At 49.1% G+C, this 21,761-nt stretch carries 13 protein-coding genes and 1 pseudogene; 10 read left to right on the forward strand and 4 right to left on the reverse strand.

What is annotated here, in order from left to right:
• The first annotated feature begins 120 nt into the window (after nucleotides 1–120).
• The 9 genes and pseudogenes from C7433_RS20720 to C7433_RS20765 all read left to right on the forward strand — a co-directional run bounded on the left by C7433_RS20720 (nucleotide 121) and on the right by C7433_RS20765 (nucleotide 13,811).
• Complete coding sequence (locus C7433_RS20720; protein WP_019105501.1) at nucleotides 121–834, forward strand: response regulator transcription factor; 714 nt, start codon at nucleotides 121–123, stop codon at nucleotides 832–834.
• The gene (locus C7433_RS20725) at nucleotides 831–2,000 is read left to right on the forward strand and encodes a cell wall metabolism sensor histidine kinase WalK (protein WP_019105502.1); all 1,170 of its coding nucleotides are present in this window, start codon (nucleotides 831–833) and stop codon (nucleotides 1,998–2,000) included. The genes C7433_RS20720 and C7433_RS20725 overlap by 4 nt, the downstream gene beginning before the upstream one ends.
• Nucleotides 2,001–2,102: 102 nt before the next feature.
• Nucleotides 2,103–3,248, forward strand: coding sequence for an efflux RND transporter periplasmic adaptor subunit (locus tag C7433_RS20730; protein WP_019105503.1), 1,146 nt, complete (start codon nucleotides 2,103–2,105; stop codon nucleotides 3,246–3,248).
• A complete protein-coding gene (locus C7433_RS20735) occupies nucleotides 3,245–6,328 on the forward strand; it encodes an efflux RND transporter permease subunit (protein WP_019105504.1) in 3,084 nt (1,027 codons plus the stop codon). The genes C7433_RS20730 and C7433_RS20735 overlap by 4 nt, the downstream gene beginning before the upstream one ends.
• Nucleotides 6,329–8,350: 2,022 nt before the next feature.
• On the forward strand, nucleotides 8,351–10,267 hold the full coding sequence (locus C7433_RS20740; RefSeq protein WP_105082675.1) for a methyl-accepting chemotaxis protein: 1,917 nt from the start codon (nucleotides 8,351–8,353) through the stop codon (nucleotides 10,265–10,267).
• 424 nt (nucleotides 10,268–10,691) lie between these two features.
• Nucleotides 10,692–11,798 (forward strand): annotated as a pseudogene (locus tag C7433_RS20750) (IS3 family transposase).
• A 137-nt stretch (nucleotides 11,799–11,935) separates the two neighbouring features.
• Entirely contained in the window at nucleotides 11,936–12,523 is a 588-nt protein-coding gene (locus C7433_RS20755; RefSeq protein WP_019105509.1) for a TetR/AcrR family transcriptional regulator, read from the forward strand.
• Nucleotides 12,523–13,473, forward strand: a complete 951-nt coding sequence (locus tag C7433_RS20760; RefSeq protein ID WP_019105510.1) for a DMT family transporter — start codon at nucleotides 12,523–12,525, stop codon at nucleotides 13,471–13,473. The genes C7433_RS20755 and C7433_RS20760 overlap by 1 nt, the downstream gene beginning before the upstream one ends.
• A 2-nt stretch (nucleotides 13,474–13,475) precedes the next feature.
• Nucleotides 13,476–13,811, forward strand: coding sequence for a hypothetical protein (locus tag C7433_RS20765; RefSeq protein ID WP_019105511.1), 336 nt, complete (start codon nucleotides 13,476–13,478; stop codon nucleotides 13,809–13,811).
• Nucleotides 13,812–14,240: 429 nt separating this feature from the next.
• Here C7433_RS20765 and C7433_RS20770 read toward each other — a convergent pair whose 3' ends face one another.
• The 3 genes from C7433_RS20770 to dapC all read right to left on the reverse strand — a co-directional run bounded on the left by C7433_RS20770 (nucleotide 14,241) and on the right by dapC (nucleotide 18,548).
• A complete protein-coding gene (locus C7433_RS20770) occupies nucleotides 14,241–15,857 on the reverse strand; it encodes a rhamnogalacturonan lyase B N-terminal domain-containing protein (protein WP_019105513.1) in 1,617 nt (538 codons plus the stop codon).
• Between the two features lie 43 nt (nucleotides 15,858–15,900).
• A complete protein-coding gene (locus tag C7433_RS20775) occupies nucleotides 15,901–17,208 on the reverse strand; it encodes a right-handed parallel beta-helix repeat-containing protein (protein WP_232285084.1) in 1,308 nt (435 codons plus the stop codon).
• 128 nt (nucleotides 17,209–17,336) lie between these two features.
• Nucleotides 17,337–18,548 carry a succinyldiaminopimelate transaminase gene (gene dapC, locus C7433_RS20780; RefSeq protein ID WP_019105515.1) on the reverse strand — a complete coding sequence of 404 codons (1,212 nt, stop codon included), beginning with the start codon at nucleotides 18,546–18,548 and terminating at the stop codon, nucleotides 17,337–17,339.
• Between the two features lie 543 nt (nucleotides 18,549–19,091).
• On the opposite strand from dapC, the gene C7433_RS20785 reads away from it, so the two are divergent.
• Nucleotides 19,092–19,898: a transporter substrate-binding domain-containing protein gene (locus tag C7433_RS20785; protein ID WP_019105516.1), complete on the forward strand. Its 807-nt coding sequence runs from the start codon at nucleotides 19,092–19,094 to the stop codon at nucleotides 19,896–19,898.
• Nucleotides 19,899–20,427: 529 nt separating this feature from the next.
• On the opposite strand, the gene C7433_RS20795 is transcribed toward C7433_RS20785, so the two are convergent.
• Nucleotides 20,428–21,633 (reverse strand): MFS transporter, encoded by a 1,206-nt coding sequence (locus C7433_RS20795; protein WP_232285085.1) that lies wholly within the window; start codon nucleotides 21,631–21,633, stop codon nucleotides 20,428–20,430.
• Nucleotides 21,634–21,761 lie beyond the last annotated feature (128 nt).

Below are 21,761 nucleotides of genomic sequence, written 5' to 3' on the forward strand. Positions count from 1 at the left end.
CCTTACATTCCTCTGTTTCAGATAACCTGCAAGTGCAGGTGAAATTAACCAGGCCCTCAGTATCGCAACCGATTGTCAATAAACAGCCTGGGTTTTATGTAGAAATGGTCAAGGTGCGCAATGCAGACAAAAAAAATACTGGTTATTGAAGATGACAGTGATGCAGCAGAAGTCCTGGAAGCTTATCTGCTGAGAGAATGCTTTCTGGTGAATATCGCTGCTGACGGGTATCAGGGGCTCAGACAATTTGCGCTCTGGAAACCTGACCTGATTCTTCTGGATATGATGCTGCCGGGTATCGGCGGTAATGAGGTGCTTCAGGCAGTCAGACGCGAGAGCGACGTCCCCGTGATAATTGTTACCGCCATGGGTGACGCAGAGGATCGAATAGGTGCACTCCGGTTCGGCGCCGATGATTATGTCTGCAAACCATACCATCCCGGCGAAGTCATCGCCCGGGTGCACGCAGTGTTGAGAAGAGCGGAAAAAACAGATCCTTCATCAGATATCGCCTCACCGGACGGGAAGATAATCTGGCAGTCTCTCACGGTCTTTACCGAGACCATGCTCGCAACGGTGAACGATGGCAGCAGCAGTGGATATCATCTTGAACTTACCCCCACGGAGTTTTCACTGCTGACAGAACTGGTTCGATCGCCTTTCCGGCCTCTCAGCAGGCAGTACCTGCTTGAAAACTGCATACCAGAGAGCGATGCTCTGGTCAGAGTGGTGGACACGCATGTTTATAATCTTAGAAAAAAACTCGCTGCAGCAGGCATGACTGGCGTGTTGCTAAATGTTCGTGGATTTGGATACAGGTTCTCACACCCATGAAAAAAAACCATCAGACTCTGTGGCAATGGATGTGTATTCGCATCCTTACTCTTGCAATCGGTACTGTCATTCTCATTGCGTTCTGCATGTGGCTGCGTTTCGCAGTGCAATATACGTGGATTACTCAGCATATGCCCCCGGATGTTTTCAGAGAATTTCTTGCACTGAGGCAACATCCTGAAACCGATCTTGCCCGGTTCCATGAAATTGTTGATACATGGTGGGGAGTGCGTTTTTCAGATCCTTCTGTTTCCTCATCAGACTGGATTACGGTTGGCATTCTTGTCCTGGTAACCATTCCTTTTATCGTTTATTTCGGCCTCAGAAATGCGCGCCCACTTTCTAAACAGTTTGGCCATCTTAAGAGGGCAGCCGAAGCCGTCACTATGGGGCAGTTTGGTGCCCAGGCTGAACGCGTAGACAATGCGCCGGCAGAATTAGTCGATTTCTCGCAAGACTTTAACGCCATGACCCGACAACTGGCTTTATATGAAAAAGAACTGAGAGAATCTCATGTTGCGATGGCCCACGAGTTACGTTCCCCTTTGACAGCGGCAATTGGACGCCTGCAGGGGATGCTCGATGGTGTTTTTACAACTGAACCGCGCCAGTTACAAATGGTTATGAACCAGCTTGGCTATCTGAGCAGGTTGATAAATGATTTACACATGCTTTCTCTTGCTGATGCCGGTCAGCTTCGCATGGATTTTGTCCCGGCAAATCTGTGTGAACTTATTCAGGAGCGGGTGCACGGTTTCAGCCCCATTATGGATGAAGCCGGAGTCAGAGCAGAATTCAAATATGAAAAGAAAACAATCCTGCACGTTGATCCCTTAAGGGTGGGGCAGGTACTCACCATTCTCATGGAAAACGCTGTCCGTTATGGTCGTCAGGGTGGGACGTTCAGGATAGACATGCGCGTTGAAAAAGAGTGGTGTCTGATTGATTTCAGTGATGACGGGCCGGGGGTCCCTGAGGAATTTCTCAGCACCATGTTTGAACGCTTCAAGCGGGGAGAAACTTCCCGTTCACGTCATTCGGGCGGCAGCGGGCTGGGACTTTCCATAGCAAAAGCTATATGCGTTGCCCACGGGGGCAGGATCAGTGCTCATCTGCCACCACAGGGTGGACTGCTGATAAGGCTTCATTTTCCTTTGTCCCGTTGAAAAGCAGATAAATTTCGCTTCTTGACAGGTCCTTGACTGTTCGTCAGGCGAATCTCGACAATTTTCAGTTTTAATGGCGCGAATTATTACAGGAGCAGCGCCATGAACGACGATATCACCACCCTACTTCAGCAAGGGGCAAGCCACCTGACTCAGGCGCGGCGTATGACAAATGTGCTGCCGCTTCTGCCAGTCTTAATTTTCATTGCTCTGTCACTCACGGGTTGTGGGCAGAAAACCTCTGATGCCCCTCCCATAGCACGTCCGGTCAGAACGATGGTTGTTTCTCTGCCCTCTGAACTTCCTCTACAGGTAATGACTGGCGAAATCCGGGCACACGACGAAACCTCTCTCGGATTCAGGCTTGACGGCCGGATCGTCAGGCGAAACGTCGATATTGGCGACCATGTGCGTGCAGGAGATGTACTTGCCACTATTGAGAGTGACACGACGGCTAATCAGGTGACGACCGCTCAGGCTGATGTCAGTAGCGCAGCAGCATCAGAGCAGGTTGCCTTGATTAACCTGAACAGGATGAAGCAGTTAATGCCTTCAGGCGCTATCGCCAGAGCACAACTGGATACCGCACAGTCCGACTGGAAAGTGGCTTTTTCTCGTCTGCAGAGCAGTAAAGCCGCACTGAAAACGGCAGAGGACAACTTTCGCTGGACTCAACTGACAGCGCCGGTGCCTGGCATCGTGACCAGTGTCAGCGCCTCAGCCGGACAGGTTATCAGCGCGGGACAGACAGTTCTGACTCTTGCATCCGGAACCGAAAGGGATGTGGTACTTGACGTCACTGATCCCGCCATTGTGTCGGAGCATTCAGGTGAAGCATTTAACGTTTCGCTCCTGAATAATCCGGCAGCAAAAACAACCGGCCATTTACGTGATATCAGTCCTCAGGCCGATCCACAAACCCGGACATGGCGCGTGCGCATTGTTCTGGATATGCCTTCTCCCTTGATGGTACTTGGTGCAAGCGTAACTGTCAGTCTCCCCGGCCAGGTTTCCAGCGCATTCGTCTTACCGGCATCCGCTTTAACCCGGCTTTATGATAAACCCGCAGTTTTTGTTTGTGACGAAAAAAATAAAAAAGTCTGGCGACGTGAAGTTACTCTCGCGGAATATTCAGCCTCCTCTGTTTTCGTCACCGCTGGTTTAAGGCCCGGCGAAAGAGTAGTCACGGCAGGAGTGAGTAGTCTGCGGGATGGCCAGTCGGTATCTACAGAAGGAACGGAACCATGAAATTTTCGTTTAACCTCTCCGCCTGGGCGCTGAAAAGACAACAGTTGATCACTTTTTTTATGTTGATGATCATGGCTGCCGGAATTGAAAGCTACCAGTTACTTCCACGAAACGAGGATCCGGCATTTACCATCAAAACTGCGGTGGTCTCTGCACAATGGCCAGGCGCAAACCTCCCGGATACGGTTAATCTGGTAACCGATCCTCTGGAAAAGAAACTGCAGGAGATTCCCTGGCTTGACTATGTACAAAGTGAGACACATGCCGGTCAGAGCGTAATATTTATCAATCTGCGTGATGATACGCCCCCGGCTAAGGTTGCTGGAACCTGGTATCTGGTTCGCAAAAAAATGCATGACGTAGCGGCTGAGCTCCCGGAAGGCGTTCAGGCACCTGCTGTGAATGATGAATTTGATGACACTTTTGGGACCATTTATGCGTTTACGGCTGATGGATTCACCATGCGTGAACTGCGGGACAGGGTTGATAATGTCCGCCGTGAACTGATGAGTCTGCACGATGTAGGGAAAATTCAGTTGCTCGGCGTCCAGGAAGAACAGCTGACTGTGGCGTTTTCTCCCCGAAAACTGGCTGGAATGGGGCTTAATCTGCAGCAGGTGTCCGACGCATTACGCTCTCAGAATGCGGTTGTGCCTGCAGGGACTGTGCGAACGGATAACGAAAATATTGCACTTCGTGTCGGAGGTGCATTTCGAACTGAAGAAAGTCTTCGCGCAGTAACGCTTCACTTCAACGGACGCTATATTCCGCTGACCGACGTTGCAACGGTGACACGCCAGCCTGCTGAACCGCCTTCGCCTCTGTTTCGCGTCAATGGCCAGCCTGCCATAGGTCTGGCTGTTTCGATGGCAGCAACGGGTAACATGCTCGATTTCGGCAAGGCGCTGGGCGCGCGCATGGACTCGGTTGCCCTTAGTCTGCCACATGGCATCGAAATGATAAAAGTGGCAGACCAGTCTGCTGTGGTCAAAGAGGCGGTCAGTGGGTTTGTCCGTGTGTTAATCGAAGCCATCGTGATTGTTCTGGCAGTATCGTTTGTTTCGCTGGGACTTCGGGCAGGTCTTGTGGTTGCTGCTGCCATTCCCCTGGTGCTCGCAATGACATTCGTGTGCATGAACTTTGCAGGTATAGGGTTGCAACGCATTTCCCTGGGTGCGCTCATCATCGCACTCGGATTGCTGGTAGATGATGCCATGATTACCGTTGAAGCCATGGTTTCAAGACTGGAAGAGGGTGACTCGCGTTGGCAGGCTGCAACTTACGCCTTTAAAACGACGGCATTTCCAATGCTGACAGGAACGCTTGTCATGATAGCGGGTTTTATACCTGTGGGATTTGCCGGCTCGAGTGCAGGCGAATATTGCTTCACACTTTTTGCTGTTGTACTGACGGCACTGCTGAGCTCATGGATTGTTGCAGTATTGTTTTCTCCGCTGACAGGCAGCTGGTTACTGTCCGCCAGCCTCAAACCGCACCATAAGGGTGCAGGTCGCCTCAGGAGAATGTATCAAAAACTCCTCACGGTTGTCCTGCAGCACAGAGCATTAACTTTAACCGCAGCCCTTGCTGTGCTTCTGGTGGCAGGTTTCGGGGCAACCCGTATGCAGGGAGAGTTTTTCCCCTCTTCTGATCGTCCTGAACTTCTGGTCAGTCTTACTCTTCCTGCCAATGCTTCCCAGTCTGAAACGCTTCGCCAGGCAGCGCGGCTGGAAAATGCGCTCAAGGGTAATAAAAACATCGACCACTATTCAACTTACGTAGGTATGGGGGCTATTCGTTTTTATCTTCCGATGGATGTGCTTCTTAATGACGAAAACACGGCACAGTTAGTGGTCGTGGCTAAAGATCTTGCTGCAAGGGATCGCCTACGCTCACAGTTGGATACTTTGTTAAGTCGTGATTTCCGCGACATTACCACGCGTGTTTCGCCGCTGGAGCTGGGTCCTCCCGTGGGATGGCCTGTCCGTTACAGAGTGACAGGCCCTGATTACCTCAAGGTACGGGCAATCGCGGAAAAAGTCTCAGCCGCAATTGGTGAGTCTCCGCTCACTCGCACAGTAAACCAGACGGCTGGAGAACCTGAACGAGTCATCACCCTTAAGGTAAATCAGACCGCCGCACGGGCTGCCGGTATTTCATCAGAAACTCTGGCGCAGTTTTTGAATACAGTCTGGTCTGGCAGTGCTGTCACTACTGTTCGCGATCAAAACAGGTTGATCAGTGTCGTGTTGAGGGCTGATGATCAATCACGTCAGGATTTAAGCAGTTTATCCACATTGATACTGACATCAGACAGTGGTGCTAAAATCCCATTAGGACAGATAGCCACTCCCCAGTGGGGGCTGGAAGACCCGGTGATGTGGCGCCGGCAGCGGCTGCCTTTTGTAACGGTACAGACTGATCTGGCCCCTGGTTTACGTGCGGAAGCAGTGTCAGAAGGTCTCAGACCAGTCATAGACAGAGTGCGTTCATCTTTGCCAAAAGGTTATCAGATTAGTGAAGATGGTACCGTTGCAGAATCTGATAAAGGTAACAGTTCAGTGTATGCTGTTCTGCCCCTTACGCTGATAGCGATGCTGTTGTTATTAATGATCCAGCTACAGCGTTTCAGCAGAATGCTGCTCGCACTCTTTATGGCACCGTTTGGTTTGCCCGGTATCGTGGTGGCTATGCTGCTGACGGGAACAGCAATGGGGTTTGTTGCACTGCTGGGCGTGATAGCACTGGCCGGCATGATTATACGCAATGCCGTGATACTGATAAGTGAGACAGACAGCAACAGAGAAGCCGGTATGGAAAGGAATGACGCCATTTTCAGCGCGGCAGAGCACCGATCAAGGCCCATTTTGCTGACGGCATGCGCTGCCATTCTCGGCATGATACCGATCTCACACCAGGTATTCTGGGGGCCTATGGCATACGCAACTATCGGTGGATTGATTGTGGCGACCTTCGTCACCCTGACAGTCCTTCCTGCTGCCATGAGCCTTGTGATGCAGGCTGAAGAGAAAACACCGTCAAAAGGGATTAGCCAGAACGCGAAGCAGCCTCTTTCCTGAGAGTGACTGCTAATAGGTTGACGACGGTGCGGAAGCCCGCACCGTTATGCCGCATAATACCTGTTAAAACGGGTGGAGCAGCGGTATAACCGGGTGGTAGTTTTTATTTACTGCCACAGTCAGATGAGGCCGGATCTGATGTTGCTGCTCTGCAGTGCTGGTTCAAAAAACCAACGCCTGAATTTTTAAGAATGCTCACCGGGGGGGGCCATACTTCACCGTGCCTGACAGGCAGGCCTCAGAAAGGGGACTCAGACATCGGCTGACAACCTTGAAGCAAACGCAGATATGTTTTAATGTGAACATTCCCGATACAGACCCCGATAAAATCCTGAATATTGTACGCACTTCACTGGGGAAAGGTAATTTGCAGAGTATAGGCATTACAGTGAGTGAAGATCCCCGCGGTATGCCCTATGCCGGGCTCAATCTTGAAAGAACGGTTAAGTGTGAACGGGCGGACAGTAAGAATACCGCTGTTCGTGCTGGGAACATTTCTGTCACCCCTCTTCACTGCGACAGAACGCAATATGACTTCGGTTCTGTGTTTTTCAGCCCTGACTTTAGCTGATTTTCATCATGTGCGTCACATGGCAGAAAGGACGTTCTCAGCATTACGCTCTGATACAATTATTTCTGCATTATCAAAAACACTGCTTCTATCTGTTCTGACCGCTTAGTGCCAAGAACGAACGTTGCTAACATCGGTATGTGCTAATCTGCGGCGAGCTGGTCAAACTGACCTTCCTGTCTCAGAGAATTTCTTCATTCCTGAATAACTCAGCTGTTTATTCCTGTGAAAAATATCCTGCTAAATACCTGTATACTGTTCACTGCTTTCCTGTCGCTTTAGACAGTGAATGCAGTTATCGGAACGTGAAATTCAACGTAAAAATTAATTGTGTGTATAAAATAAGCGAGCGCTTCCTTTATCAACACTTTATCCGGACTTTCTTTTGGTTATCAGGTTTTCCGGTGGTTGTGCTTCTTTACCAGACTATCGTCACAGTCATCTCTTTTCTTTAGCGTCAAATCAATGCTTTTAACTATCACTGCGACAGGCATGCTTCCTTATTCAAGGAAATCCATCCGCGAATGCAGCAGATGAATGCATCTTTACGGGTGCGGCAGGGGTAAACAGAAATGAATTAAGAAGATGTTAGCGTTCAGTTCGGGCTAAAACGCCGCGCAAGAGCATTTTTAAATTTTTTATAATGCTAAAGCGCCCTGGCGAAAAGAAGCTCCCTCAGGTACGGGAGCAAATGTTTCACATTTCATTTTAAAAGGCCCGGGGAGGGCACGTAATTATTAACGACCCGTCGCTGAAATACTTTAATTTCAGAAACACTTTATCAGTAGGGTTCTGGTTACAGAGTGGATTCTGCAGTGCACCCCGGCTTATCCTGAACAGTACCGTTCGCAGTCTGAGGCAAGGTGTCTGGTTTCGCTGTTTCTTATGTGCACTTTAGCATACAAAAAAACCACTCAAGAGGTGAGGCGAACCAGTTGTGTGGCTACGGGCTTCTCTGGCGGCGGGCACCAGCAGTCACCTGCACGTTTAAATTATGCTTAAAAGCAATATGCGAGTAAGCGAGGCGGTAAGTAAGATGCTTAATCTGGCTGACCTGTCTTTAATTTACCCCAAAATCTTCAGAAAATGCATTGCATTCCGGCACGGTAATGCGGAATTACTTTTTTATTTTGTGAATCCCGCGCTTTACTGATTATACGCTTTAAGTTGATGTGTTCAGTTTCGTTTGGCTTATGGTGTAAATATTATTTAATTTTATTTATCTGACCCCAACCCGTTAAGAATAAAAGTTAGAGCCCAAACAATAACCTGAAAGACAATTAATCACCATTGTCAGTAAAGGGGTGATTAAGTGATTCTGATCAATGAAAACGATTATTTTATAAAGTCACGGGAAACAGGTGTAAATAATGTACCTTTCTGGCCGATACCGGATTGAATCCTGAGAGGATATAAATCTCAGGGTACTATTCAACTCCGGGGTAATTCAAATGAATATTATAAGAAAAGTTACAGATTTAAAGATAGGCGGCAAACTGGGACTGGGATTCACGCTGGTCATACTGGCCTCCGTCATCATATCGGCGCTGGCGTTTCGCTGTTTTATAAGCATTCAGGAAAATTCGGCCAAGCGCGATGTCACCGTTCAGATGCTCGACACGCTGGCGAAAGCCAGACTTAACCGCACGCTTTTTCAGTACACCCGCGACAAAAAGTTTATTGAGATTAACGGCGAGGCGATGAATCAGCTTTTTGGATTACGAACCAGTCTCAATAAATACTCCTGGTCGGCGGAAGGAGGGGAAAGGCTTTCTGTTCTGAGCGGTATCCTGACGCAGTATCAGGAAAAGCGTCAGGCTTTTCTCGAGAGCAGTGACAGTGCCGCGCGCGCGCTGAGCGAAATACACACGCTGGGCCTGGCATCACTGGGAGAAAAACTGGCCACCGGCCAGGCTTCGGCTCCTGCCGACATTGTTGCGCCCCTGCTTTCCCTCAGCTTCAGGACAGAGCAGGCGGCATTTTTTGTCCAGGAGTTCATCAGAAAGCCGGACGCTTCCACGCTGGATAAATTCAGTGAAGTCAGGGACGCCATTGCTCCGCAGGTAAACCAGCTCAGAGGCGTTTCCGGCAGCGCGCTCGCCGCAGTAGTGGCGGACGTGGAGCAAAAAATGGCATCGGGCTCCGCACTGCTGAATAATTATCTCCTTTCTGTGCGGACTGAAAAGCAGGCCTCAGATGAAATGACCGCAGCGGCAGGTAAGCTGAACCAGTCCATCACGGACCTCGCGTTCTTTCAGTCAGAGATGGCTGAGAAGTATATCCGGACCGCGCTCTGGCAGATCGGTTTTGCAACACTCGCCTGTATCGTTCTCAGCCTCCTGATTGCCTGGCGAATGACGCGAAGTATCACCGTTCCGCTGAGAGAGACGCTGTCGTCTGCACAGCGCATTGCTGAAGGTGATCTGACCTCAGACATCACTACCTCGCGCACCGATGAGCTTGGCGAGCTGATGACCGCCGTGGGCGCGATGAACCAGAGCCTGCGTGACATTATCTCCCGTGTCAGGGACGGAGTGAATAACGTCGCCCGCGCCTCCTCCGAGATTGCTGCGGGTAACACCGACCTGTCTTCACGCACGGAACAGCAGTCGGCAGCGGTGGTTGAAACTGCTGCCAGTATGGAGGAGCTGACCTCCACCGTTAAGCAGAATGCGGAAAATGCCCATCACGCCAGCCAGCTGGCCACTGAGGCGTCACACAATGCCAGCCGCGGCGGGGAAATCATCAGTGACGTGATCAGCACGATGGGAGGGATCAGCCAGAGCTCAGGTAAAATCGGCGAAATCATCTCCGTCATTAACGGTATCGCTTTCCAGACGAATATCCTGGCGCTTAACGCCGCCGTCGAGGCTGCAAGAGCGGGAGAACAGGGGAGGGGATTCGCAGTAGTTGCCGGTGAAGTCCGAAATCTGGCACAGCGCAGTTCACTTGCGGCAAAAGAAATCGAGGCGCTGATAAGTGAGTCACTGAGCCGGGTGAGTAACGGTACCGAACTTGTTAACCGTGCCGGTGTCACGATGGAGGATATCGTCAAGTCTGTGACCCAGGTCAGGGACATCATGGGCGAAATTGCCGCTGCGTCGGACGAACAGAACCGCGGAATAACCCAGATTGCGCAGGCCATGACAGAGATGGACACCACAACTCAGCAGAATGCCGCGCTGGTTGAAGAGTCATCCGCAGCAGCCAGCAGCCTCGAGGATCAGGCTCATGAGCTTGAAAAAACCGTAGCCGTGTTCCGTGTTCCTGCTTCCGGCCTGTTGATGCCGGAGGTTAAGGTGTCCACGCCGTCGTTAAAACACCCTTCATCCCTCAGGGCGTCGGAAGCAAACTGGGAAACATTCTGACAGCCATACTGCAGCCAGAGCCGTCTGTAACGACATCTGGCTGCATCTTTCAGTCATTTATCGGTGAGGTGGTCAGTGTGTGATCTCAGCGTGCCGCATTGTCACATCGGTAAGGCGGTGGAAGCTCTTTTTTATGATGCGGAGTCAGTCACCCGATTAAAGGTAATAGACAAACTGAGCCTGATGCTCAGGGAAGCGTCTGATCCTGTCCGGAAAAACGAGATAGTAATCGCCATCACTCTTCTCAGTTAAATCATGAGAACCAAAATCTATCTGGAGGTTTAAAAGACAAAAATCATGCAAATTTATCTTAGATAACGTCCTCCTCCGTTAAGGATAGCGTTGCATCGACCTGACCTGCTCCCCGTTGATTAATACACCGCGATGTCAGTAATGTCTTCATAAGCCACATGAGGACATCCCCATGAAGAAGCGTTTTTCCGACGAACAGATCATCAGTATTCTCCGCGAGGCTGAAGCCGGCGTTTCTGCCCAGGAACTCTGCCGTAAGCACGCCATTTCCGACGCCACGTTTTATACCTGGCGTAAGAAGTATGGCGGCATGGAGGTGCCTGAGGTTAAGCGCCTGAAGTCACTTGAGGAAGAGAACGCCAGACTCAGGAAGCTGCTCGCCGGGGCCATGCTGGATAAGGAAGCGCTTCAGGTGGCTCCTGGGCGAAAGTACTGACGACAGACCAGAAGCGCGAAGTCGTGGTGTTGATGTGTGATGCGACCGGTCTGTCGCAACGTCGTGCCTGCAGACTCACAGGTTTGTCCCTGTCGACCTGCCGCTATGACGCTCAGCGTCCGGCGGCTGATGCCCATTTATCAGGGCGCATTACTGAACTGGCACTGGAGCGCAGGCGTTTTGGCTACCGCCGCTTATGGCAGTTACTGCGCCGTGAAGGGCTTCTGGTTAATCACAAGCGCGTGTACCGCCTTTATCATCTGAACGGGCTGGGCGTTAAACGCAGACGTCGTCGTAAAGGGCTTGCAACAGAACGTCTGCCGCTGCTCCGCCCGGCGGCGCCCAACATGACCTGGCCGATGGATTTCGTCATGGATGCGCTGGCTACTGGTCGCAGGATCAAGTGCTTTACCTGCGTCGATGACTTCACAAAGGAATGCCTGACGGTCACTGTTGCCTTCGGGATTTCAGGCGTGCAGGTCACGCGTATTCTGGACAGCATTGCGCTGTTTCGCGGCTGTCCGGCTACGATAAGAACCGATCACCTGCCGCGCGCTCGATCAGTGGGCCTTTGAGCATGGAGTGGAGCTGCGGCTTATCCAGCCCGGCAAGCCGACACAGAACGGATTTATTGAGCGTTTTAACGGACGCTTTCGCGATGAATGCCTGAATGAACACGGGTTCAGCGACGTCAATCATGCCAGGAAAACCATCAGCGAATGGCGTCAGGATTATAACGAATGTCGTCCGCACTCCACGCTGAATTATCAGACGCCTTCTGAATTTGCAGCGAGCTGGAGAAAGGGTAATTCTGAGAGTGAAGGATCCGACATTACTAACTGAGTTTTGTATTTAATCCTGGGGGCAGGTCAAGAACAGCTTATCAGGGATAACGGATCCGTGAAAAATCCAAACTTTAGTTACTTCAGCTTTTTTGTAGGTATACTGGTATACCTACTTACGATATAAAGAGGCCGCTCATGACATCTTTTTCTCCATATTCTCAAAGCGCTTACGAAAAACTGCTCAGCGCTGCGCACATACTTTTTTACGACCACGGCATTAACGGGACGGGGATTGACGCCATTTTAAAAAGGGCCGGTGTTGCTAAAAAGAGCCTGTACAACAACTTTGCATCCAAAGACGAACTGGTGGCGACCTACCTCAGGGTACGGCATGAAGAATGGCTTTCTTTGTATAAAAACCGGCTGGAAGTGGCCATGACGCCCAGAAAGCGGGTGATGGCCGTTTTCTCTGCTTATAAAGATCATGCTGAATATGCCTATGAGAACGGTTTTCGCGGCTGCGGCCTGCTGAACGCAGCTGCAGAACTTCCCGCCGGAGCACCGTGCCGTCAGGCGGTTCTTGAGCACAAAGAGGAAGTGGAAGCGATCCTGGCTGCGCATCTGACTGACCTGATGAATGGAAAAGCTGAAAGCGCACGCAGTATGGCGAGACATTTTGCCTTTCTACTGGAAGGCAGCATTTCACGGGCCGGACTTGAAGGTAACAGTGACTGCGTGACCCATGCCTGCAACATTGCCGAGCAGATGATGGAGGCGTACTGATGCTTTCTTCGGGACCACGCCTTGGCGGCATGGCATGTGTGCTTATCGCAGCCGTTCTCTGGGGAACGACCGGCACAGCGGCGACTTACGCCCCCGGGTTGAGCCCACTGGCCGTAGGTGCGGTGGCGATGGGTATTGGTGGCCTGCTGCAGGGGCTTATCGCTGCGGCAACCATAATTCGCCAGCGCGCTCTGATAACCCGGAACTGGCATTTCCTGCTGACCGGAGCAGTGGCGGTAGCGGTTTATCCTCTCGCTTTTTATGCATCCATGCGTTACGCCGGTGTTACGGTCGGCACGGTTATTACCATCGGCTCTGCACCGATCCTTTCGGCCCTGATTGAATGCCGCCTTGACGGTCTCCGACTGACAAGGCAGTGGATGAGTGGTGCGGCTGTTGGCGTTGCGGGCATGGTGCTGCTCTGCCTGGCAGAAAGCAGCGGAAACAGTACCGCAAATGATCATGCTACGACGGGGATTTTTCTTGGCCTGCTGGCCGGCTTCACCTATGCCTTTTACTCGTGGTCAGCGCGACGGTTAATGCAGGCCGGGGTGGCCTCCCGCGCCGCGATGGGCGTCACCTTTGGTGCAGGCGGTATTCTGCTCATGCCTGTACTGCTGATGACGGGAGCTCCGCTCCTGATGGCATGGAACAACGCCGCCGTCGGTATTTATATGGCGCTGGTTCCGATGTTTCTGGGTTATGTCTGCTATGGCTATGGACTTGCACGCATTCCGGCCAGTATGGCAACAACGATCACTCTGCTGGAGCCGGTTATAGCCGCGCTGCTGGCCGTTGTGCTCGTCGGTGAAAGGCTGCCGCCTTCCGGATGGGCTGGCGTTGGCCTGATAGTAGCGTGTCTGGGGATCATCACCGTTCCGGCTGGAAAATTACGTTTCATTCTGTTCCGGCAACGGAAAGAAAATTTTGAAATCGCAGAAAGGGAATAATCATGAAAGATAAAGCGTTATTTGACTCATTTTCGGCTCTCGATATACGTGCCGGTACCATCATCAGGGTTGAAGAGAGTAAGACATCAAAGCCCACTTGGCGGATGACGATTGACCTGGGTCCCGAGCTGGGAACCCGGGTTTCATGCGGTGCGTATACTAACTATTCAGCCGGAGATCTGCAGGGTACACAGGTAATCTGCATCATCAATCTGGGTACAATGAAAATGGGACCTGAAAAGTCAGAGGTGCTGGTACTTGGCGTGTCTGACGGTTCAGGCGGGACGATCCCGCTGACAACAGAAAAGTGCGTCAGTAACGGTGAGTGTGTTTTCTAAAACCCGGCGGCTTTATCTGGTGGTAAGTTGCAGGGATTATGATACTGCGGTACGTCAAGCTCATCACCAGATAAAGCCATGCAGGGCAAGGAAAGGCTGAATATGTCAGCTTTTCGCTCAAAACGGACTTCCATCGTTCATAGCTTTTCTTAACGTTCCTTTAACCTCAGCAACAATTATGAAATTGTACGAGGGCTCTTTTACGCGTTCAAGGATCATTATGTCCCTGTTGTAGATGCTAAGTTTGCAATGCTGCTGCCGTTGTCACGCACAAAAAAGTTTCAGCCTAGTGGGTAATCCTGAGTTAATTTAGGTCAATTTCGGACTCGGCAAAATCTGTGGCAGGAAGTAAAATTCGACCGTATGTCGCCAGAAAAATTGATGCCATTTTTAAGCAGTATCTGTGATTCGCGGCTCCTTAGCTTTGCTTCATTGAACTTTTTGATTACTGAAAAGCTCAATACTGTCATATACAAAGGCGGGGCTCAGATATCCCTCTCCCTTTTGTCCTGAGGTAACGCTAATGCTAAGGGTATTTAACCCAGAATGCAGCGCTGAGCCTGGAATGATGATGTCATAAAAAGTGTTATTTCCTCGATAGGTTCCTCTTGTTATGCCCCGGCTCTGCGGCTGAATCGAAGCATGTGGGACATCAGCATTCCAGAGCTGGTTTACGTTAACTTCTGGACGACCGCCAAACTGCGCAAGGGTAGTAAAGATACGTAATGTGAGATCTCGAACCTCGTTTTTGCCTAGTCTAAAAATGATGCGGGTCGGTGTATTTATGTCCCGCCATTGTACGGCGGGAAAGTCACTTTCACTTGAGGTTCCGACAATGTAATCAACAGCTTTCCAGGGAGACATGCGTTGATCGGAAGGGTGGGCAGACATCAGCAAACGAGCATTTCGAAAACCCGAAGGTGTACCATCTGGCTGGCCAATTTGCCATATCATCTGTTTCGGAAGTTTCCGTGCCCATAAATCAATATCAGTATTATGTCTGGCGAGGATGTCCGCTGAGTTTTGTGCCACCTCAAGTTCGTTACTAAAGAGCGTTATCTGATAATGTCCCGGACGTATGCCAGTCAGTATAAAGTTGCCATTCAGGTCTACGTGAGTCCAGTATTCGGCTGCAGCATTACGAAGGCCTACTACGGTGGTAAAAAGATTTCTTACTTCCGAAACATGCCCAGAGAGGCTTCCGCGACCTGTCTTATCAAGAAAACCTTTCAGTCCAAGGGAGGAATCAATAAACCCCAAATCCATTAATATGGAGGATGGTCTAGCTCCAGAGGTGAAAAGCAGCCCATAAATTCCATGTAATCCTGCCCGAAAAGGCTCTGTCTGGGTGTGACTTGAATACATGTAATTGTATAACTCATGTGTAAAGGGCGTTTTCTGAGTGGCGATATCCCTAAAAAAAGGTCCCCCAGAACTCAGTTCACGGTTCCCCATCAGCATAAAGACGGCAACGCCTGGGCCGTGGACACCGTGCAAATCGTCATCAATCATCGGGCGAGCAGAATAGAATTTTGAACTCGTTCGCCCGTCGGGTAATAAAAAAATGTCCTTACCTTCAATAGGCTTCCCCACGTTAGAGTCCGTTCCCCAATCGGCTTTAGGGAATTTTTTCACATCAAGGCGCGTCACAAAACGCAGTTCTCCCATCGGCATCGGGGCAGGGGCATACGTTGCCATATAGATGGCATCGCGTCCTTTTTTGGCGATGTAATAGTGAATAAGCTCGCCTGACTGGGCGCTGACTACAATGACGTCACCAAGATTTTTAATCTCGACATGTGCGTGTCCCAACCCGGAGGCGATCTGGGAGGCTTTAGGCTCGGCTGACTTTAATTCGGTTCCGCGATACCGCATCGAAACCAAGTCTCCGTTGCGAGTGTCCACACTAAAAATAAGGTTGGCACCAGTATTTAAAACCACATCATGATTAGCATAGGAAACCCCGAAATTGTCCTCATCTGCCTGAGCATGATTTATCTCACTTAAGAGGCAGAAGGTAAAAATACACAACAGTAAACGCGACATCGGAGAAGTCCTGTAAGTTTATATTATGAATTAAATGAGTATATTATCGAATGTTATTAGGAGTAGAGTGGCCAGCTCCGGCTTCGCGTGGCACTCGTATGCTGGTAATATCGGGAGGCATTGGTGAGACGAGGTATTGGCGATAGGGTTTAAATACCTCAAGTACCGAGATATCCTGGGGCCGATAATCTTCTCCACTAAACGTTTGCATATTTCCTGCACATTCCCTTCCCAAATAGCTTAAACAGGCCTTGTCAGAGGAGCGTGATACAGGATAAAAGGGGGCGAAAGCATCCCCGGGCTGCTTAGGGTCATTAAATAAAGGGTGAGTCACCCTGTTGAAAACGTTACCTTCTGCGAGAATGTGTGAAGAGGCCGTGCGCGACATTATCGCCCCTTGATAAGTGAGATTTAAAAATACATTGTTAACCAGTTGAACGAGGATATCGGCATTGTTCATCCCTCCTGAATGAGGGGCGCGGCCAGACGTATCATGAATATAATTTCTTGTTACTGTTAATGTGTCGTGATGTCCAAGGAACAACCATACCCAGTAATGATGGCCGTCACAGGTCGCTGAATAGTGGGTCCGGCCATCAAACTCATTATCTGAAATTGTGACTTGGGAGGCCGATCCCCAGCCCGTAACTATCATTTGCCGTCCAATGCGCGCAAAGGTGTTATGGTCAACCCATATACCTTTCGCATTATCAATTGTCAGGGCATCCCCTCCCCAGACGATACGAGGGTTAATATCCGACAACGTAAGGTTGCGTATAATTACATTGTGAACGCCGCCTAAGTAAAGCCCCATCCCTTTGATTCCCGCATGAGAACCCAATCCGATAAGCGTTTTATTTGATCCTACTTTGAGACGTTGCAAACCGGCATTGTCATAAGTCACCTTAACTGGGGCTTTGGCGTAACAAAAATGATTTGCGCCGTTGAGTGCCCACTGCCCATCGCCCTTAGGGCAGACATTTGCCATACATCCAATTTCAGTTGTTGTGGATTTACCATTTAGCATCACAGTGCCACGAAAATCGAATATATGGTCAAGATTAACGACCCGGGGCCTGTCATCGACACAGTTCCCCTGTTTGTCATAGGTAGCGCACAATGCCTTTTTAAGGTCGTCTGTGGTAGTTGGCTCAACAGGGGGGGCACTGCCTCCTCCTGATACACCATTGGCAAAGCCGTCTGGAGTATCCCGGGCTTTTGCTACACCTGGTGCCATCCATAAAAGAGCTGAAAGAATTAATACAGCACAAAAAGCATGTAAATATCGGGCAAAGTGTTGACTATAAATTGAACGTGGTAAGGTAACAGTGTAAAAAAATGAGATTTTCATGACTTTTAGATGAGCTTTTTTTGCTTAAAATATGACCAAAGAGAGGTAATGACAGCCGATGGTTTCTGATGTCGAAGATGAGCTGATACCACCGACTAGTTAAAGTTTAAAATAAATGCTGTTACTGCTTACATACTATAGATAGACAGAAAATCCCTAATGCGTGTTGCCGCCTCCACGCACTCCGCAACAGGTGCAACTAATGCCATTCGAACCCAGCCTGAGCCAGGATTGATGCCATCAACCTCTCGGGAGAGATAGGAGCCAGGGATGACGGTAACATGAGCATGACCAAAGAGTTGCCGGCAAAAATCTGTATCATCACCAGGAACCTCTGCCCAAAGATAGAAGCCTCCGTCAGGCTTTTTTACCTTAAGAATGGGGGTCAGAATCTCCAGAACAGCATCGAACTTTTCCCGATAAAGAGAACGATTGTCGCGAACATGTGCCTCATCCTGCCAGGCAGTGATGCTTGCGAGCTGGCTATACATCGGCATCGCGCAACCATGGTATGTGCGATAGAGTAAAAATGCTTTGAGAATTTCTGCATCGCCAGCCACAAATCCAGACCGAAGACCCGGCAGGTTCGATCGTTTTGAAAGACTGTGGAAAACAACACAACGCTTGAAATCGCTACGACCCAGTTCTGCGCAGGCGGTCAATAAGCCCGGAGGGGGCGCCAGCTCGTCAAAGTACAGTTCGCTGTAGCATTCATCAGCAGCAATAATAAAATCGTATCTATCAGCGAGGCTAATGAGTGACTTCAGCGTTTCGAGAGGGATAAGTGCACCGGTAGGATTGCCGGGAGAACACAGGAATACAATTTGACAACGTGTCCAGATATCCGCTGTAACAGCATCGAAATCAGGAATAAAATTGTTACACTCAAGGCATGGCAAGTAATGCGGAGCCGCGCCCGCCAGAATAGCAGCACCTTCATATATCTGATAGAAAGGGTTTGGGCTGACCACCAAGCCTTCTACATTTGGTTCAACAACCGCCTGGGTAAAGGCAAATAATGCTTCCCGTGTCCCGTTTACCGGAAGAACGTGACGGCTGGCATCAAGCCACCCCTTTGGGACGCCAAACCTCCTTTCACACCAGTTTATAATTACCTCGCGCAATGCAGGAATACCAAAGGTTGCGGGATACACCGACATTTTGTCGAGGCTGGCAATAAGCACTTGTTTGACCAGATCAGGCGCCGGATGTTTAGGCTCTCCGATTGACAGTGATATCGGCGCGAGATTTTCATTAGGTTGAATCCCAGCCAGTAAAGCTCGAAGTTTTTCAAACGGATAGGGATTAAGTTGTTTCAGCGCAGGGTTCATATCGGTCATCACTCCAGCATTTCTGAATTGAGAGAAATTTCGTGACGTAAGCCACAAATCCTTCTTAAAGACCATTCTATATCATGATCGTTCTAATTATCTGGTTTGACTGAACGCTTTAGTACGCTTAATAAGCTCCATAATTTCCCTTAGGTGCATCCTGTTATGCTTTTTGAAAAGACCCCATAATTTGGTTTTAAACACAATGGTGACACATCCCCATAAGACTCAACAAAATAATTTATGTTAATGTAATACATAGGAAAATAATCTTAACCTATTAATTTTCCCTTCAGGCATGTAAGCAGAAAATACGTCATAAATTGAGGTGTTTTGGTACGGGGATTTTGTACTCATGTATCTAAAAATCAGTGTTGAGTTATTTACATTTTGCAATGAAATAGTCACTTAATGTTATAATAAATCATGTAGATTAAATTTTTTGTTAGGTCAGATTAAGAGAATGACATTCAGCTTTGTTGTCAGTCAGGGAGTTTTGGCTAAAACTTAATTTTGACGAGTTGAGGTCGCAGCTTTTAATCTGATAATCCCATGAATCTAATAGGAATAACTAGCGTGTTTAGCATAAAAAATTGGCTGCCCTTTATTGTTATTCTGTCTTTGTCACCAGTAGTTTTTGCGAATCAGCTGTCATTACGTGTTGGGGTTGACTTGACTTATCCTCCCTTTCAAAGTACTGACAAAACAGGGCATCCTGCAGGATTCGAAATTGACTTGACCAACGCCCTTTGCAAATCAATCAATGCAAAATGTGACTACGTGGTCAATACGTTTGACGCTCAGATTCCTGCACTTCTGGCAAAAAAAATCGATGTGATTTCTCCGCTAGGCGTTACATCCAAAAGGATGAAATCCATTGATTTCAGCGATTATGTTTTTCATGTGCCAACACAACTTGTAGGCCGAAAAAATCTTTACCTCTTTCCTCGAGCTGATGAGTTGAGGGGGAAAAATATTGCTGTCCAGCAGGGGTCAATCCAGGAGGCTTATGCCAACAAGTACTGGCTTCCGGCTGGGGTAAACATAAAGAGTTATCCTGATCAGGATGCCATCTATCAGGACTTACATGCAGGCCGTGTCGACGGCTCGCTGAGCCCCTCAGTAGGTATTACGTTTGGTTTTTTACAAACGCCGGAAGGGAAGGATTTTGAACTTAAAGGGCCAGAGGTCACCGATGATAATTTGTTCAGCGCAGGATCGGCCTATGGAATTCGTAAAAATGACGAGCAGACTAAAAGGTTAATCAACACAGGCCTACAAAATATCATCAATGATGGAACTTACCAAAAGCTTAAAAACCGCTACTTTGGTAATATTGATTTGAGCGTAAAAAAATAGTGCAGGATGGCCGCAATAATTTTTTGCAGTACGAGAGGCCTATATGAATACAGTTCTGACATACACCTCCGAGTCATTTAAGGTGATTAAAAAGAGAGGTGCCCATAAGCTTTATACGTTATCCGGAATAGTTCAAAATAAATGCAATCAAAATGGTTGTTGATCGCGAACATTCGTTTGAAATTTTTTGTCATCTGGCTTGATAAAACCATACAGCCTCTTTGCCCGGGCCAGGGTAAAATTCATGCCAGTCCCAGTGACCCGATCCTCATTGATTATCGCGCACTGGTTTTACTCATATTTTCGTTCAGGCCCGATTACTTCTGAAATCTTTTAGCAAGCAGGTCTGCTTCTCATTCATAGCGGACCTTAAAGTACACTGGTCTGTTTCGTGCCAGAAGCGAAAAATGCTTTTCTGTAGGCTTAATAAATGACACCCATTTGCCGACTTTACTCTTACTAATCTTATGATAATTTTCTGAAATGTGTTGTGTCTTCGATTAATCAATGTGCCTTACTGTTTGAGGTGTTATTTACAATTAGTCTCAACCACCCTTTTTTTACCAAGCACTGCAACAGCCATTCCTGAAGCGACTATCCCAATAAAAACCGTAATCATCAGCAGTGATAATGACAGCGATGTGACAGTCAGAAGGGCACTCGCAAAGATCACACCAATGGCATTGGAAGTTCGCAGTAAGGCGAAGACCTCGGCTTTCAGATGCGGAGGAGACATTTCATCGAGTACAAGCGAAAAATGTGTTCCAAGTGGGGCAATGACAGAGCCAATACACATCACACCCACAATGGTTGTAATGGCGGAGAAATTAACAGTAACCATCAAAGCCCCTAGCATCATCAGGCACAGATGTAAAAGTACTGTGCCGGGTGGAGACATCCGGTTGCGGATACTGACCCAGACTCCTCCTAGGACAGAGGCAAGACACAAGGGAACGGTGAACAAAATGGCATAAACTGGCTCATACCGGAAGTTCAGGGCTAACGCCACAGCACCTATCTCAACGGCGGCGACGGTTGCCTCAGCTGCAGTAGAGCATATAAGCACCAAAGCAACGGGTCTTGTCAGTGCTCTTTGTTGGGTTTTAACCACGGAAGGTGAGCTCCGGATATTAAGCCGGGGAATGAGAATCGCGGGAAGTATACCCAGAGCGGTAATGACAAGCAGAGAAAACACCGGGGAGATGCTTCCCAGTCCTGATGCAGCCACGGGAGCCAGAACAAAAACCATCTCATTCAGAGTCGCGGCCATACCCAGCCCACGTGGTAAACGGTTTGCGTTAACCACGTGGTTTAGTATCACCCTTAAATATCCCTGAGCCGCACCATTTACCAGTCCGGCCAAGCTGGCAAGTATGACTAATACCGGAAAAGGCAGTTTATACCATGATGCCAGTACTATGCAGAATAAAACCATAGAACGAGTCAGCGTCAGTAGCTGGAAGTAAGTGACCGAGTTAAAGCGGTTCCCCAGACGTGTGAACGGGATCACGCCAATAACCTGAGCAATCGTCATGGCAAGGATCATCGCTGCCCCGCCTCTGCTGTCGCCTGTGATACTGAGTGCAAGCAATGAGAATGCAATGGGACCAGCAGCCTGTGGAAAGCTCAGGAAAGCTGATGAAAAAAGCCATCTGATGAGAGCCTTGGGCATTCCCCTTTCAGGAGTAACAGCTGATGTATGAAGTTCATTGGAAGGCTTTTTGCGGATATTCATTAATCATCTTACCGAAATTAGTGCCTGTGATTTCCGTAACCCGGCGGTGACAGAACGGGCTATAGACCGTATCTGATTACCGGACATAAATTGTGCAAAACACTTCTTACCTTAATCTGTTAAGCATA

Origin of the sequence: Pantoea sp. PNA 03-3, from assembly GCF_003201175.1 — a bacterium.
Taxonomy (GTDB): Bacteria; Pseudomonadota; Gammaproteobacteria; order Enterobacterales; family Enterobacteriaceae; genus Pantoea; species Pantoea stewartii.